The following is a 16,673-nucleotide window of genomic DNA, read 5'->3' as shown; positions in this document are numbered from 1 at the left end:
ACGTAAGTTTCCAACACCGATCCTTAATCCTCTTCTCCTTGCTGAGAAATCTGTAAAGGACTGTATTGTAACAATCGAGTCAAGTATAACGCAATCTCCCGGGGGCTGATCGTCATCCCAGTCTCGAACCAATACTGTATGATTCCCGAATGTGCGGCGGCCATATAGGCAATATAGAAATCTTGCTGAACAAGTGACGACCTTTCGGGTTGTTGCTTCGGCAAATCCTCATACATGTGAGTCCGTATCAAGGAGCTTAATCTCGTGGTGAAGGTGGGCGATCCTTTAAACAATATCTTAAAAATTCGCGCATTTTCGTTCAAGTAGTTTAAAGCATTCATGAGCACGGGAATGGGTTCGTGCTGAGAGTCGTGACCCAGCAAATTTGCGGGGTTTGTACTTCCAGTGACCTGCAGCAATCCCTGGATCGTTTCTGTTTCAAACTTTTCGAGCAGATCGAAGATATCGCGGTAATGCAGATAAAACGTCCCGCGATTGAGCATTGCCCGCTGAGTTAAATCCCTAACTGTAATGTGCTCGAATCCCTTCTCTTCAATTAATTGCAGTAGAGTATCTTCAATGAGCTTCTTGGTTCGAAGAATACGAAGATCCGTAGGCTTATTCACTATTCTAATCACCTTCATTAAAATTTCTGAAAAGTTAATCAACAAAAATAGAATTATGCCTGTTATAAAACATTTTCAGTAAATTTGATTATTGTGGTGCTCAATTAGGTTAATTATAATTAACACATGTACATATAGTCAACTCTTGTTGATTATATTGACAATAAAAATATAGGAATGAGGGATGCGGTTTTGATTGTAATTTTTAAACGACAGGTGCAAGTGTTAACTGAAATCGTTAATTGATTCCCTGGTGGTCGAGTTCTTGGAATTTTCATGCTGGTTTGGACATTATTTTAAAGGAGAGAATAGATATGTTAGCTATAACTAAGTTTGATATGGAATCAGCAGAACAGTTTAGTCGTGAATTTGAAAGGACGTTCTACGCAGCTGACTATAAAGCAATGGCTTCCGTCTATACGGCAGATGCCAAGCTCTTAATTGAAGATGGGGAAATCATCCAAGGGCGACATGCTATCGAGAATTTCTGGAAAACCGCATGTGAACGAGCAAATGCTGTACACATGAAGCGTACCATTCGAGATGAGGAAATGGAGAGTTCCGGGGATCTGGGATATAAGCGCACCACAGTCACTTTGGGGATTCCAACAAAAGAAGGGAAACCAGTCATTCACGTTATTAAGTCCATTACGGTCTGGAAGCGTGAAGTAGATGGTATTTGGCGCATTGCCCAGGATATATCCAACCGCAATGCTCCACTTGACGTTGGTCAACTCGCTTATGGCGTTGCTGTTGTGGATTAATCAATAAAGAATTAATTTCCGATTGTTAAGGCGTTGTTACACGACGGATACGATAGTTGAACGAAAATACGAATTGCCACTCGATAGAGTGGCTTTTTCTTTAGATGTAAAATCAACAGCGAAATTTAACAGAGCCTTTTTTTTAGGTGAGAAAGTAACAATTAAAAATACTCCGTGTGGCTCGCTCTTCCGCAGATTCGAATGCACATCATGCAACCATCGGCCACTTTCAAAGAAATGAGGGGGGAACCTTCGGGTCACCCGTTTGACAAAGAACAAAGGTCGTTATTAGTGAACAAGTTTGACGCTAAATTTCGGAGAAATAGCCATTTCGGGGCTCGAAAGAACAAAAGTCCATAAACAACGAACAATCTTCGCTAATTATGGAATTTTATTCGTTCGAAGCCTGATTGGTGGTCATTTACCCACCCAATGCGTCAAAATGTTCTCTATTTAGCGACCCTGGTTCTTTCCAGGATGGGTAAGCGGGAACTGTAGACATATAAGGCATTACCGACTGTTTAGGCATTTCATTCTTCTCTACTCAAGCTTTTGCGGTCATTCCGGACAAATAGATTGATGATATTAATCCAAAAATCGGCATCTTGCACAGCTCCCTTTGTTTCCTATCCAGTTACAAAACGCCTCTCTATCGGGGAGGTAAGTCATTTTCCAGTGACGGAAAAACCTTATCTAGCAAGGCTTATAAATTATGAAATTGACTCCGTGCTTCGTTATTCAAACCATGAGCAACGCGATCGTGGCAACGCCGCTATTCCGGATTCGTAATTCGTCGTAGGGTAGGCTCAGACAGCCCCATAACAAAAAAACATGTCAAAAGTATGTCATTTTGGCCCTAAAAAAATATAAATTTATTACCAACGAACTACCCCCACATAGCGACTTAGTTCCTTCGAATCATAATCTAGTGAAAGAACAATAACAAAAAAAAGGATGATGAAACGATGAAAAAAATGCTCGTTATCGCAACTGCAATTTCCGCTTTAACTTTATCTGCAGTGCCTGCCTTCGCCGCCCAGAACAATGGCGATATTACGGTTAAGGGCAACCGCAACAACATCGAGATGAAGAACAGCACGGAGATTAACAATGTGAATATCAATTTGGATGACATTAAAGGACATTGGGCCGAAAAATTCATAAAAAATCTTGTGGCGAAGGGAATTCTCGAAGGCGATGAAAATCACCATTTCAAACCAGATCAGCATGTGACTCGGGAGCAATTCGCCGCTATGGTGTCCAGAATGTTCCATTTGAAAAACACTTCCACTACGCAAGATTTCGTTGATGTGCCGCAAAAGCGCTGGTCATTTAATGTTGTGGAAGCAACCAAAGACTACTTCGACGCTTACAAAAATTTAAATGGCGGCTACAATTTCAATCCTGCGGAAGGAGCACAAAGAGAGGATGTAACGGTGACTCTCGTCAAAGTACTGATGAAAGAAAACAGCTCCATTCAGTTAATGGATGCAGGGTCAGCCGATCAACTGCTTCAAAGCAAATTCAAGGATGCGGCTAATATTTCCCCTGTTCTTCGTCCTTATGTGGCTACTGCCGTGCAAAATAATCTCATTCAAGGAGATGACCAAGGCCGCTTCAATCCCGACCATACACTGACACGTGCGGAGGCGGCCACGCTCCTGGATCGCTTGTCTGATCTGAACATTGTAGTCGACGTTCCTTCCGGTTCTTCCACGGTAACGGGCAGTACCTACGGGCAGTAATAGAAGCGGCTGCCCCTATGCATCATTTGATACACATAATAATTGGCATCGTAGCAGCCATTTTCATTTGGAAACTCATTAAGATTACGTTTAAATCCATCTTGTTTTTCTTCGTGCTCGGTTGTATCGCTTTCTTCCTATTTCCGAAGGCGCTTGTGCTCGTCGGAGGTTTAGGATTTTTATTCGTGGGATTCCTTGTTACATTAGTAGTGCTCGGTATCGGCGGGCTGTTATTTTTTGAAAATGATCAATAAAGCTGGACACAAAAATAGCTCTAATTTCCTTTTAGGAAGTTGGAGCTTTTTAGTTTGACTCCCCATATTTGAATTGTGTTCGCGAACCGTATCCGTTACTATTATCGTGAATGGGGGAGAGAACGTGGATTCCGAGTTTATTTTGACGGTGCAAGAGGTATTGAAGAGACCTCTGTTTCAGAACGCTCAGGTACTGGCCGGGGAAGAGGGTTTGCTTCGACGTGTTCGGTGGGCGCATATTTTAGAAGTTGCGGACTTCGAACAGTTGATCCATGGGGAAGAGTTAATATTGACGACCGGCATTTCGTTTAAATCCGATATAGCTTTCTGTGTCCAATATCTTCAGCAGTTGATTGAGCAGAATGTATCCTGCTTATGCATCGAATTGGGGGTTTCTATGGAAGCGATTCCAAAAGAAATGATCGATGTCGCAAATGCGCATCAGTTCCCGCTGCTGATTTTCCCGAAAAAAGTGCGTTTCGTAGATATTACGCAGGATCTTCATTCTCTGATTATTAACCGGCACCATCGGATTCTACAGGAACTGGAGAGCGTTTCACGCGAATTCCATCGCTTGACTTTGACTGCGCAGGGCATTTCCAATGTGCTGAAGCTTTTGCATACGAGTTCGAAAGCGCAAGTGATATTCATACCGCTGCAGGGCCAGCCCAGTTTTGTTCCGGCCATGCCGGTGTCGGGGCAAAGGGAGCTGTTGGACCATCTATCCCCCTTTATCCAGGACGTTTCGGACAAGATTGACGGCACAGCGCCAGGAACTCCATATCATACGGAATATGACAATCATACAGTTATTTTGCAGCCTGTGGGCGCGCTTGGCCGAACTTGGGCGTACCTGATCATGCTGCTTAAAGAAAAACCGATGGAATACGATTATTTGATCCTGGATTCAGCCTCCTTGTCGATTGCGCAGGATTTGCTCCGGAAGCGGTATATCGAGGAACGCAAGCTCTATGCGGAAAATCTCTGGGTCGATGATCTGCTGCACTACCGAATCAAGGATGAAGAGCAGCTCAAATCGTTAACCGGCTCCGAATATAAAAAGCTGGGTGAAGCGAGCTATCATGTTTGTCTGATCGAGTTTGAGCTGCTTCGCGAGCAAGAGATGGATTCGGCCCTTGAGGGGGCGGAATCATTCGGCATCCACCTGTCTTTGGTCGCGCGTTCCTTGTTCGAACAGCATGGTTTTTACCCGCTCACGACATTCAAGAACAATCGGCTTGTCGTCATCGCCATCGATCTAAGTCCGAAACGGGCGGCCAAAGCAAGGCTTCAGCAAGTATTCACATCGCTGCTGAACAGTTATCTTGAGGAGAAATCGGGTGCGGTTAAGCTAGGAATTGGTGTCGGTAAAGCGTATAGCAAGCTAATGAACGCGCATCTAAGCTATCAGGAGGCGATACAGGCACTGTCGCTTCAGCCTTGCTTTAATAAACAGGTGCTGTTCTTCAATGAACTGGGCGTTTTTCAACTGTTGTTTAATATGAATGATAGAAGTCAGCTGCAATCGTATATCGACAGCTATTTGGGCCCGCTCATCGAATATGATCAGAACAAAGGCGGAGACTTGCTGCGTACGCTAAGAGTGTACTTGGATAACGGCGGCTCCAAGCAGCTGGCGGCACAGAAGCTGTACGTAGTCCGTCAATCCCTGTATTACCGGCTGGACAAAATTGCGGAACTGCTGGGCGAAGAATTCATGCTGCCAGAGAATCAGCTTGCCTTGCACGTGGCGCTGCGCGCGTATCAGCTGCTAAATCCAGAGGCGCATACGTAATATCAAAGTCGAAAAAGGCTGCAGTCCTAATGGATTGCAGCCTTCTAAGCACTTAGTGTTATATCAATGTTAGTGAATACTATTTGTCACATTTTTGTAAAAATTGAATGTGAAATAATTTAACACGGTGTCTAAAGAAATGAAGGACAAGCCCCCTTATACTTAGAATCAAGAAAGGAAAACGCTTCCATAAATACACCAGGATTCATTAATTTCTTCATTGCAGGTTACCAATTTATGATGGAAGGTGTTCAGGACGATGTCAACAGTCACTCCAACAACGGCTACTGCCCATGCAAGTGCACCTAGGTTGAAACGCAATTTATCGATTTGGGATGCGATCGTCATGGCGGCCTGTTTCATGGGCCCAGCGGCATCCATGTATTTTAATACGGCTTATGCCGCAGGATTTGCCGGCGCAGCCATGCCCATCAGCTTTGTGCTTTCACTGATCGTTGCTCTGATGTTATGCAACACCATTGGGGAATTCAGCAAAATAGCACCGAGCGCCGGAGCATTCTATGTGTTTTCCAGCAAAGGTATCGGTCCGCGAACCGGTTTCATATCGGGATGGCTGATGTTTATCGGGTATTCGTTACTGGAACCTGCGGAAGAAGCGTTATTCGGCATTACCGTAAGCGAGCTGCTGAAAACGACGTTTAACATCGATATTCCCTGGTATTTACTTTCCTTTCTCGCCTGGATCGTCGTTATGACGCTTTCCTTGGTGGGTGCGAAGCAGTCGATGAAGCTTAGCATGATTTTATTCACGGCTGAAGTCGGCATTCTTATTTTGCTCTCGGTGATTGTACTTGTTAAAGGCGGTAATAACGGCATTCATTTTGGCGTATTCAATCCTTCCCTAAGTCCGTCGGGCTTTTCCGGCATTGCTTTAGGTATGGTTTACGGCATGCTATCCTTTGTCGGCTTTGAATCCGCCACAACACTTGCGGAAGAAGTGAAAAACCCAACTAAAAACGTGTATCGTGCCTTAATGGGATCTACGTTGCTCGTAGGATTTATTTACATATTCGCAACGTTCTCGGAAGTCAATGGTTTTGGATTAGACCATATGAAAGAACTAGCTGCCGAAGTATCTCCGTTCGTAACATTGGCGACGACGTATGGCAGTCCTGTATTGGTTCTCCTAGTCGCTTTGGCCGGACTCAGCAGCATCTTGGCCGTCACGATTAACTGCAACACGGCGATATCCCGAGTTATCTATGTGATGGGGCGGGAGAAGGTGATCCCGGCGTTCTTCGGCAAGCTGCATGCGAAAGCGCAAACGCCGACGAGCGCAATTTTGTTCCAATCCGGCTTATCTCTCGTGCTGCTGTACCTGATGGGTTTCGGTGTAGGGCCTTCCAACACGTACGGTTACTTGGGCGCCGTTCTTACGCTCAGCATCATTCCCGTATATATGATGGCCTCAATCGGCTTTGTCTTATATCAGCGGAAACAAGGGAAGTTACGCAACCATGTGTTTAAAAGCTTGATTTTGCCCGTAGTATCATCGCTGCTGTTATTCATCCCGCTTTCGGCTTCGTTCTATCCTGTCCCGGCGGCGCCATATAATTATTTGCCGTATATCGTGCTCGCCTACGCGGCAGTCGGATTCTTCGTTGTAAAAAGGTTGGAGCGCGATCCTGAACGGTTTAAGCGGGTCGGCGAAATTATGGCGGAAGAGGTTAGCGCATGAGCCGGAACGTATTAAATGAAGCAACCATTCAGCTTATGCTGCAATCGGCAATCGAAAAGGCAGCGGAGCTAGGCATTACGATCTCCGTGGCAGTTGCGGATAGGGCCGGCCATCTGCTCGGCTTCCGCAGACATACGGGGGCGGAGCTGGTCAGCATCGCCCTAGCTCAAGATAAAGCCTATACGGCTGTGCTTAATCGTATGAGTACGGCGGAGCTGGGCAAGCTTTGCCAGCCAGGCGAAGAATTATACGGCCTCCAGTTCAATCTGGGTGGCCGTATGGTTATCTTTGGCGGCGGTATTCCGATCCGCGACGCGAAACAAGTGCTGCTCGGCGCCATCGGCGTGAGCGGCGGCACTGTAGAGCAGGACGTGATTTGCGCCGAATATGCGCTCGCAGCAGCAATGAAACAGACTACAGACATGGAGTGATAAGATGTCAGTGAAACAGATGTACGTAGGCGGGAAATGGATCGACGCGGCCCAAGGGGCGACGCGAACTGTGATTAATCCCGCAAGTGGCGAAGTGATAGCGACTGTGGCTGAAGGCGCTGAAGAGGATACGATTCTTGCCATTCAAGCTGCGCGATATGCATTTGATCAAAGCGCATGGCCCTCGTTCAAGGCAAGGGAGCGGGCCGCTTTGTTGAATAAATTGGCCGATCGGCTGGAAGAACGGACGGAAGAATTCGCCCAGCTGGAGACCCTTAACAATGGCAAGCCGCTGCGCGAGGCGGAGTATGACGTTCACGATGCGGTGAACCAGTTCCGCTATTATGCGGGACTTGCTACGAAGCCTCACGGCGTCACTTACGATGTGCCGGATGAGATTCGGGCTATGGTCGTTCGCGAACCGATCGGCGTCGTCGGGCAGATCATCCCATGGAACTATCCGCTCGTGATGGCGTCGCAAAAGCTTGCCCCGGCAATCGCGGCAGGCTGTACGGTCGTCATAAAACCGGCGGAGCAAACGCCGCTGACGCTCATCAGGTTGTTTGAATTGATCGATGATCTGGGATTTCCGCCGGGTGTGCTGAATCTGGTGCTTGGCTCTGGTTCTACGGTTGGTGCGGAGCTTGCGCGTAATCCGCTTGTGGATAAAGTTGCCTTCACCGGGGGGACGGAAACCGGCATCAAGATTATGAAATCGGCTGCGGATACGATTAAGAACGTCGGTTTGGAGCTCGGCGGGAAATCTCCGAATATTGTATTTGCCGATGCGGATTTTGAGACGGCGGTAGACTTTGCGCTGTACGGCATTTTTGCCAATCAGGGGCAAGTCTGCTCGGCAGGTTCGCGTCTGCTGTTGGAAGATTCCTTGTATGAACGGTTCGTCCCTGAACTTGCCCGTCGGGCGAAGCTCATTCAAGTCGGCCCCGGCCTCGAGCCGGACACGGAGATGGGACCGCTGATTTCTGAGAAACAGATGAACCGCGTTTTGGATTACATTGAAATCGGCAAGAAAGAAGGAGCTACGCTGTTGTGCGGCGGAGAACGGATCGTGAGTGACGGGCTGGACCGGGGCTTTTTCGTGAGCCCTACGATTTTTACGGATACTCGTCCGGATATGCGGATCGTGCAGGAGGAGATTTTCGGTCCTGTTCTTGTTATCCAAAGATTCAGCACAGAAGAAGAGGCTATTGAGCTGGCGAACGGCACCCGATTTGGTCTCGCCGGAGCCGTGTTTACGAATGATGTAGCCAAGGCGCATCGCGTGATCGGCAAGCTGCGAGCCGGCATCACATGGATCAACACGTACCATCCGACGTTTAACGAAGCGCCATGGGGCGGCTACAAACAAAGCGGGATTGGAAGAGAGCTTGGCACTTATGGTTTAGACGCCTATTTGGAAATCAAACAAATCAATGTGAATTTGAATGTGCAGCCCTCGGGGTGGTTTGGCCGGAAGTAAAAAAACGCCTTCATATCCTTTACGGTATGTCTAATGTTTGACCGGCATAAAGTTCTTATAATGGAAACAAAGACCAAACGCAAAGGGTGATCGATATGACATTGGTTAACACAACAATCAAAAGAGTACAGAACTACATTGGCGGCAGGTGGGTCGATTCGACGAGCGGCAGGTACGAAGATGTGCCGAATCCGGCCACAGGCGAGATCATCGCGCAAGTTCCTTACTCGAGCAAAGCGGAGGTGGACCAAGCAGTCGCGGTTGCAAGCGAAGCGTTTGTCGAATGGCGGAAAACAGCGGTCCCTCGCCGCGCGAGAATTTTGTTTCGGTATCAGCAGCTACTGGTGGATCATTGGGAAGAGTTAGCCCGGCTCATCACGCTGGAGAACGGCAAGAACTACACGGAAGCCTACGGGGAAGTGCAGCGCGGCATCGAATGCGTGGAATTCGCCGCAGGCGCTCCGACGCTGATGATGGGCAATCAGTTGCCCGATATTGCGACCGGCGTGGAGTCCGGCATGTACCGGTATCCACTAGGCGTCATTGGCGGCATAACGCCATTCAACTTCCCAATGATGGTGCCTTGCTGGATGTTCCCGCTGGCCATCGCTTGCGGCAATACGTTCGTGTTGAAACCTTCGGAGCGCACGCCGCTATTAGCCAATCGGCTTGCCGAATTGCTCAAGGAAGCGGGGCTTCCGGACGGCGTGTTTAATATCGTGCACGGCGCTCATGATGTGGTAAACGGCCTGCTTGATAACCAGGGTGTCAAAGCGATTTCCTTCGTCGGTTCCCAGCCGGTTGCCGAATATATCTACAAAACGGCGGCAGCAAACGGTAAGCGCGTTCAGGCGCTCGCCGGAGCAAAAAATCATTCCATCGTCATGCCGGATGCCGATCTCGATAACGCGGTGACTAACATTGTCAATGCGGCCTTCGGCTCCGCCGGTGAGCGCTGCATGGCGTGCTCCGTCATTGTGGCCGTCGGCGATGCCGCCGAGCCGCTAATCGAGCGCATACGGAAGGCTGCGGATGACATCAAAATTGGGAACGGGCTCGATAAAGATGTCTTCCTGGGCCCTGTCATCCGTGAAGAGAACAAGCAAAGAACGATCAACTACATTGAAGTCGGCGCGAATGAAGGCGCCAAGCTGGTGCGCGACGGCCGTGCGGATGCAGCCGTGCAAGGCGAAGGATTTTTTGTAGGGCCGACGATCTTCGATGAGGTGAAGCCGGGTATGAAAATCTGGCAGGATGAACTGTTTGCACCGATTCTTGCGATCGTTCGAGCCAAGGATTTGACGGAAGCGATTGAGATTGCGAATCAATCCGAATTTGCCAATGGCGCCTGCCTGTATACGGATAGTGCGAAGGCGATTCGCCAGTTCCGCGAGGAGATCGATGCTGGCATGTTAGGGATTAATTTGGGCGTTCCTGCTCCGATGGCGTTCTTCCCGTTCTCGGGGTACAAAAAATCGTTTTACGGCGACCTTCATGCGAACGGCCGGGATGGCGTCGAATTCTATACGCGTAAGAAAATGCTGACAGCTCGTTACTAATAGAATAGAAAGGAGCCCTGCGATGGTGCTGAGCAATGAACATGTGGAATTGACGGCAAAAGATCGGCAGTACTTATGGCATGCCATGTCTCCTTACAATGAACAAGTGCCTCCGATGATCGTGACGGAAGGTCAAGGTTCATGGATTACCGATATGAGCGGCAACAAATATTTGGACGCGATGTCCGGTTTATGGTGCGTCAATGTTGGGTATGGCAGGGAAGAGCTTGCGCGTGCCGCCTACGAGCAGTTGAAGACAATGCCTTATTATCCTTTATCGCAAAGTCACTTGCCGGCGATTCAGCTTGCCGAGAAATTAAACGAATGGCTGCAGGGCGAATACGTGATATTCTTCTCCAACAGCGGCTCGGATGCGAACGAAACAGCGTTCAAAATTGTCAGGCAGTACCATCAGCAAACGGGGGCGCACAGCCGGTATAAATTCATTTCGCGCTACCGCGCGTACCACGGCAATTCGATGGGGGCTCTTGCCGCAACCGGCCAGGCGCAGCGTAAATACAAGTATGAACCGCTTGGCGGAGGCTTCCTCCACGTTCGTCCGCCGGATAGTTATCGCCGGCCTGCCGGCATGACGGCCGAGGAATTCAATTTGTTCTGTGCGAAAGAAATTGAGGAGACGATCATCTGGGAGGGGCAGGAAACGGTCGCGGGAGTGATTATGGAGCCTGCCATTACGGGAGGCGGCGTCATCGTTCCGCATCCGGTCTATCTCCAAGAAGTGCAGCGGATTTGCAATCACTATGGCGTACTTCTCATCATCGATGAAGTGATCTGCGGGTTTGGCCGGTCCGGCCAAAACTTCGGGCATATGAATTATGGCGTGAAGCCGGACATCGTCACGATGGCGAAGGGGTTGACCAGCGGTTATTTGCCCCTCTCTGCAACGGCGGTTCGCAAGGATATTTATGAGGCTTTTAAAGATAAAGCCGAGTACAGCCATTTGCGGCATGTGAACACGTTTGGCGGAAGTCCTGCGTCCTGTGCGCTCGCTCTGCAAAATCTCGAAATTATGAAGCGGGAAAATCTCGTAGAGCGGTCTCGTATTTTAGGCGAGCGACTTGCAATCGAACTGGCGGAACTTGCGGACCATCCGCTTGTCGGCGATATTCGTACTTTCGGGTTTTTGATGGGGCTTGAAATGGTCGCAGATAAAAAGACGAAAGAGCCGCTGCCTCTTGCTGCAGTTGGGCAAATCATAGGGCAATGCAAGGCGAACGGACTCATTATCGGGAAAAATGGAGATACCGTAGCCGGGTTCAACAATGTGTTGACCTTGTCGCCTCCGCTGTCATCTACGGATGAGGACTTGCAATTCATTGTGAGCACGTTAAAGTCCGTGCTTGCCGATCATACAACGATATGAAGAAGAACCTCAGAGACCGCCTTTTTGCGGGATTTGAGGTTTTTTTGTAAACTAGCTTTCGCACTCGCTGCACCATGCCTTATCAACGGAACATGAGTACGCTATCGCAAAGTTTTATCATAAGTATGGCAGCTTTGGGGAACGTCGGTACGTTATTTGTTCGAAATGGATGATGGAATGCTCGAAATAGTCTGCATAACGAATCGTCGTTCCTATTTACAGTTAAAATAGGAGCATTTGCAGGAATAGCGCACCCACGTTCCGCTTAGTTACGGCCAACTTCGCAAAACACCCGTTCCCGGGAGCGAATTTTTGATTCTAACCAACACATTTGTCGGATTTTCCGAACTTCTGTCGTTTACAAAAAAATATCACTTATACGTGTATATTTTTGGTAGAATAAAGTGCACTAGTTTTATAGCCTTTTATGACAAAGGAGGATAATCATGGGAATGTTAGCAGGCTGGAAGGCGAAGCTATTGAAATCCACACTCGCTTTAACAGTAGCATTACCGCTGCAAGTAATGGTTACAAGCAGCTGGCAAGCGGTCATGGCGGAGGGGCCGAGCGATCCGGCACCGTTCATTGAAGCTAAAGTGGTGAACGAGAACGCCGGTAAAAAGGTGCTTTTTGATAATACGCATGAACAAACAGCTGGAGCTGCGGATTGGGTCATTGACGGAGGATTTTCCGACTTTGCCAATGCGCTGGCGAATAACGGCTATTACGTGAAAGAACTTCGTAAAACAACGCCTATCACTTTGAGTGATCTGAGCGGTTATGATGTCTTTGTTGTTGCAGAATCGAACATTCCTTATAAAACGAGCGAACAAGCGGCCATGGCGCAATACGTGCAAGGTGGCGGCAGCATTTTCTTCATTGCCGACCACTACAACGCGGATCGCAACAAAAACCGTTGGGACGGCTCCGAAGTATTCAACGGCTATCGCCGGGGCGCCTGGACGAATCCGGCACAAGGGATGAGTGCTGAAGAGAGCGCATCGGCCATGATGCAGGATGTAGCCAGCTCCGATTGGTTGGCGACGCAATTTGGCATTCGTTTCCGCTACAATGCTCTTGGTGATATTAATGCGAATCAGATCGTAGCGCCGAATCAAGCCTTCGGCATTACGAACGGCGTCTCTGCCGTTGCGATGCATGCGGGCTCTACGCTGGCGATTATTGATCCGACGAAGGCCAAAGGTATCGTCTATCTGCCGCAAACGAATGAGGCTTGGGCGAGCGCAGTCGATCAGGGCGTTTATAACGGCGGGGGCGTCGCGGAAGGTCCGTTTGTAGCGGTATCCAAAGCGGGCGCAGGTAAAGCCGCATTTATCGGCGATTCCTCGCCGGTCGAGGATGCGACTCCGAAGTATTTGCGCGAAGATACGGGCGCGAAGAAGACGACTTACGATGGTTTCAAAGAAGTGGATGACGGCGTATTGTTGGTGAATACCATCAATTGGTTGGCGAAGAAAGAAAGCTACACGAGCCTCTCGCAAGTAAGCGGCTTGCAGCTTGATCAACCGACAGCTTTGCTGCCTTTCGAAGCTCCGGCGGCTTCTACAGAACCGCAGCCTGAGCCATGGGCGGCACCGAACGCCGGTTACAAATGGTACGACCGCAGCACATTTAAAGCGGGCTCCTACGGCGGTCCGGCAGCGACGGCAAATGCAGCGTACAGTTTTGTGCATCAAGCTGTTTTGCCGAATGCACAAGACTTCCAAATTCGCGTTGTGATTGATAATCTTCCGGCCAATACGACAGTTTCAGGCTATCAAGCGGGCATTTATTTGGCAAGCGGCGGCGCGCAAATCGCCAAAATTCAGAATGCCGACGGTACGTGGCCGACCACGGAAGGCTACAGCACGGCGTTCAGTTTGACATCCGACTCCAAAGGTCATGCTTACAAAGATTTGACTGTCCGGATCAAACCGGGGACGACCGCAGCATCAAACCTTCGTCTTCGTCAAAACGGCACGAACCTGAAAACCGAATCAGTAACCCTCGGGAACGTACCTGCTGAACCATTACCGACTGAGCAAAATCCGGTTCCGGCCAAAATCACAGTCGCAGAAGCCCGCAGCAAAACGGCAGGCACCGTGGTGACCATTGAGGGTGTTGTGACGACGGAGCCCGGCGCTTTTGGCGGACAAGCTTTCTATTTGCAGGATGCTACAGGCGGTATCTATGTGTTCCAAAGCTTAAGCGGCTTCCACCTTGGCGATACAGTAAAGATTACAGCGTCGACTGCGGTGTTTAACACGGAGCTCGAACTTACGGACCCTGTTGAAATCGCTAAAACCGGTACGTCCGCACTTCCGGCGGCAGCTCCTGTCACTGCAGTTACCAACGACAATCAAGGTCAACTGGTCGAGCTGAGCAACGTAACGATCAGTAATATCATTAGTGCTACACCGGCGGGTTCTTTCGAATTCGATGCGGTGAACGGCTCACTCAGCAATCATATTCGTGTGGATGCACGTACAGGTTTAACGCAAACTGCGTTCCCGTACCAAGCGGGGCAAACGGTTAACATCAAAGGGATTGCAGCGATCTTCAAAGGCGTCTTCCAATTGAAACCAAGAGGATTGAGCGATTTCACGGTGCCGGCTGACACGACAGCGCCTGTAACGACAGCTGTTGTAACACCAGCCGAGCCAGATGGACTGAAGGGATGGTACACGCATCCGGTTACTGTAACTCTTAACGCCACCGATAATCAATCAGGTGTAGCTAGAACGGAGTACAGTTCTGACAACGGAAGCAGCTGGACAACATACAACGCTCCGTTCACTTTGGATCGGGAAGGGCAGGTCCAGATCTTGTACCGCTCCGTTGACCAGGCGGGGAATGTGGAAGAAGCGAAATCGCTGTCTTTCCAAACGGATACGAAAGCTCCAGTAACGACAGCTGTTGTAACACCAGCCGAGCCAGATGGGCTGAACGGATGGTACACGCATCCGGTTACGGTAGCCCTAAGCTCCACCGATAATCAATCAGGTGTAGCTAGAACGGAGTACAGTTCTGACAACGGAAGCAGCTGGACAACATACAACGCTCCGTTCACTTTGGATCGGGAAGGGCAGGTCCAGATCTTGTACCGCTCCGTTGACCAGGCGGGGAATGTGGAAGAAGCGAAATCGCTGTCTTTCCAAACGGATACGAAAGCTCCAGTAACGACAGCTGTTGTAACACCAGCCGAGCCAGATGGGCTGAACGGATGGTACACGCATCCGGTTACGGTAGCCCTAAGCTCCACCGATAATCAATCAGGTGTAGCTAGAACGGAGTACAGTTCTGACAACGGAAGCAGCTGGACAACATACAACGCTCCGTTCACTTTGGATCGGGAAGGGCAGGTCCAGATCTTGTACCGCTCCGTTGACCAGGCGGGGAATGTGGAAGAAGCGAAATCGCTGTCTTTCCAAACGGATACGAAAGCTCCAGTAACGACAGCTGTTGTAACACCAGCCGAGCCAGATGGGCTGAACGGATGGTACACGCATCCGGTTACGGTAGCCCTAAGCTCCACCGATAATCAATCAGGTGTAGCTAGAACGGAGTATAGTTTTGACAACGGAAGCAGCTGGACAATTTACAACGCTCCATTCACTCTGGATCGGGAAGGGCAGGTGCAGATCTTGTACCGCTCCGTTGACCAGGCGGGCAATGTAGAAGAAGCGAAATCGCTGTCTTTCCAAACGGACGCGAAAGCTCCAGTGACAACAACTGTTGTAACACCAGCCGAGCCAGATGGACTGAATGGATGGTACACGCATCCGGTTACGGTAGCCCTAAGCGCCACCGATAATCAATCAGGTGTAGCTAGAACAGAGTACAGTTTTGACAACGGAAGCAGCTGGACAATTTACAACGCTCCGGTCATTCTGGATCGTGAAGGGAAGATCCAGGTTTTGTACCGCTCCGTTGACCAGGCGGGCAATGTAGAAGAAGCGAAATCACTGTCTTTCCAAACGGATTTGACACCGCCTCAAGTGCAGATTCACGGGGCAGCATCATATACGATCGATCAGGACATCGTTATTTCCTGCACGGCAACGGATAGTGTCTCGGGAGTAACTTACTCTTCGTGCAACACGCCGCTCCTTCAGGCCAAGGCCTATACACTGGCGCCGGGGGTTCATACTGTAACGGCAACAGCTGAAGATGCTGCGGGACACCGTCAAACGGTAAACTTCTCATTTACCGTTTCTGCAACCTTCGAAAGCATTAGCACGCTGACTGGATCATTCGTCGCTGAGACAGGCGTGAACGGTGCGGATGGCATCGCCAATGCGCTTCAGAAGAAGCTTGACAATGCCAAAGCGAAAGCTCTGGAGGGGAAAGGCGCTGTAGCGCGTAACCAGCTGGATGCGTATATCAATCAAGTGTCCGCACAAAGCGGAAAAGCGTTGACGAAAGAACAGGCCGCCACTCTGGTGCGCTGGGCTACTTCACTCCGCGATGCGACACCGTTGACAAATTAAGTCGGGTAAAAACATCGAAGTTAGTTTCAGAATGAAGCAAAAGCCTTCACTGCTCCCTCTGGGGAGCGGCTGAGGGCCTTTTTCATTGTACAAAAAATTATGCAAAAAGCTGATTGACCCTACACATAACTCAGGACATCGGATGAGGGGACGACAAAACGCAAAATTCATCAAAGTAAAACTCATAATATGCCGCCACACGAAACTCGTATTTGAAGGGGCGACTGGGCAGGGGCACAATTAGAACAAACGTTCTCTAATAAAGCCCGGAGAGACGCTAAAAGGGTAGGAATCTCCGTCTAGGGGTCGATTAAAGAACAAATGACCATAAATAAAGAAGATGATTCTTTAATTAAAGACCTTTGTTCTTTCGAGCTCCGTCTGGAGATGAAGTAAAATAGTTTGTGTACCAATATTTGGAGTATTCCCTTCAAATAAAAAGGCAG

At 49.2% G+C, this 16,673-nt stretch carries 11 protein-coding genes and 1 pseudogene; 11 read left to right on the top strand and 1 reads right to left on the bottom strand.

The window, feature by feature from the left end; all coding sequences use genetic code 11:
- Nucleotides 1-23 precede the first annotated feature (23 nt).
- Nucleotides 24-626, bottom strand: a complete 603-nt coding sequence (locus ACFQZT_RS09555) for a TetR/AcrR family transcriptional regulator (protein WP_379299010.1) — start codon at nucleotides 624-626, stop codon at nucleotides 24-26.
- A 314-nt stretch (nucleotides 627-940) separates the two neighbouring features.
- Here ACFQZT_RS09555 and ACFQZT_RS09550 point away from each other — a divergent pair, with 314 nt between their 5' ends.
- From ACFQZT_RS09550 to ACFQZT_RS09500, 11 genes and pseudogenes are all read left to right on the top strand, one after another.
- Entirely contained in the window at nucleotides 941-1,390 is a 450-nt protein-coding gene (locus ACFQZT_RS09550; protein WP_379299008.1) for a YybH family protein, read from the top strand.
- Between the two features lie 965 nt (nucleotides 1,391-2,355).
- Nucleotides 2,356-3,135, top strand: coding sequence for an S-layer homology domain-containing protein (locus ACFQZT_RS09545; protein WP_379299006.1), 780 nt, complete (start codon nucleotides 2,356-2,358; stop codon nucleotides 3,133-3,135).
- Nucleotides 3,136-3,152: 17 nt separating this feature from the next.
- On the top strand, nucleotides 3,153-3,389 hold the full coding sequence (locus tag ACFQZT_RS09540; RefSeq protein ID WP_379299004.1) for a hypothetical protein: 237 nt from the start codon (nucleotides 3,153-3,155) through the stop codon (nucleotides 3,387-3,389).
- A gap of 124 nt (nucleotides 3,390-3,513) precedes the next feature.
- Complete coding sequence (locus ACFQZT_RS09535) at nucleotides 3,514-5,184, top strand: PucR family transcriptional regulator (protein ID WP_379299002.1); 1,671 nt, start codon at nucleotides 3,514-3,516, stop codon at nucleotides 5,182-5,184.
- A 259-nt stretch (nucleotides 5,185-5,443) separates the two neighbouring features.
- Complete coding sequence (locus tag ACFQZT_RS09530; RefSeq protein WP_379299000.1) at nucleotides 5,444-6,883, top strand: APC family permease; 1,440 nt, start codon at nucleotides 5,444-5,446, stop codon at nucleotides 6,881-6,883.
- Nucleotides 6,880-7,314, top strand: coding sequence for a GlcG/HbpS family heme-binding protein (locus tag ACFQZT_RS09525; RefSeq protein ID WP_379298998.1), 435 nt, complete (start codon nucleotides 6,880-6,882; stop codon nucleotides 7,312-7,314). The genes ACFQZT_RS09530 and ACFQZT_RS09525 overlap by 4 nt, the downstream gene beginning before the upstream one ends.
- A 4-nt stretch (nucleotides 7,315-7,318) precedes the next feature.
- Nucleotides 7,319-8,794, top strand: coding sequence for an aldehyde dehydrogenase family protein (locus ACFQZT_RS09520; protein ID WP_379298996.1), 1,476 nt, complete (start codon nucleotides 7,319-7,321; stop codon nucleotides 8,792-8,794).
- 95 nt (nucleotides 8,795-8,889) lie between these two features.
- Nucleotides 8,890-10,353, top strand: coding sequence for a CoA-acylating methylmalonate-semialdehyde dehydrogenase (locus tag ACFQZT_RS09515; protein WP_379298994.1), 1,464 nt, complete (start codon nucleotides 8,890-8,892; stop codon nucleotides 10,351-10,353).
- A 22-nt stretch (nucleotides 10,354-10,375) separates the two neighbouring features.
- Nucleotides 10,376-11,737 (top strand): aspartate aminotransferase family protein, encoded by a 1,362-nt coding sequence (locus tag ACFQZT_RS09510; RefSeq protein WP_379298992.1) that lies wholly within the window; start codon nucleotides 10,376-10,378, stop codon nucleotides 11,735-11,737.
- Nucleotides 11,738-12,183: 446 nt separating this feature from the next.
- A pseudogene (locus tag ACFQZT_RS09505) lies at nucleotides 12,184-15,153 on the top strand (OmpL47-type beta-barrel domain-containing protein); the annotation flags it as partial.
- Complete coding sequence (locus ACFQZT_RS09500) at nucleotides 15,139-16,227, top strand: OmpL47-type beta-barrel domain-containing protein (RefSeq protein WP_460871892.1); 1,089 nt, start codon at nucleotides 15,139-15,141, stop codon at nucleotides 16,225-16,227. The pseudogene ACFQZT_RS09505 and the gene ACFQZT_RS09500, both read left to right, overlap by 15 nt.
- Nucleotides 16,228-16,673: the final 446 nt, after the last annotated feature.

Source organism: Paenibacillus sp. GCM10027628, assembly GCF_042676385.1.
Taxonomy (GTDB): Bacteria; Bacillota; Bacilli; order Paenibacillales; family NBRC-103111; genus Paenibacillus_E.
Note: the sequence above shows the minus strand (reverse complement) of the source record. Positions and strands in the feature narration are given on the sequence as shown.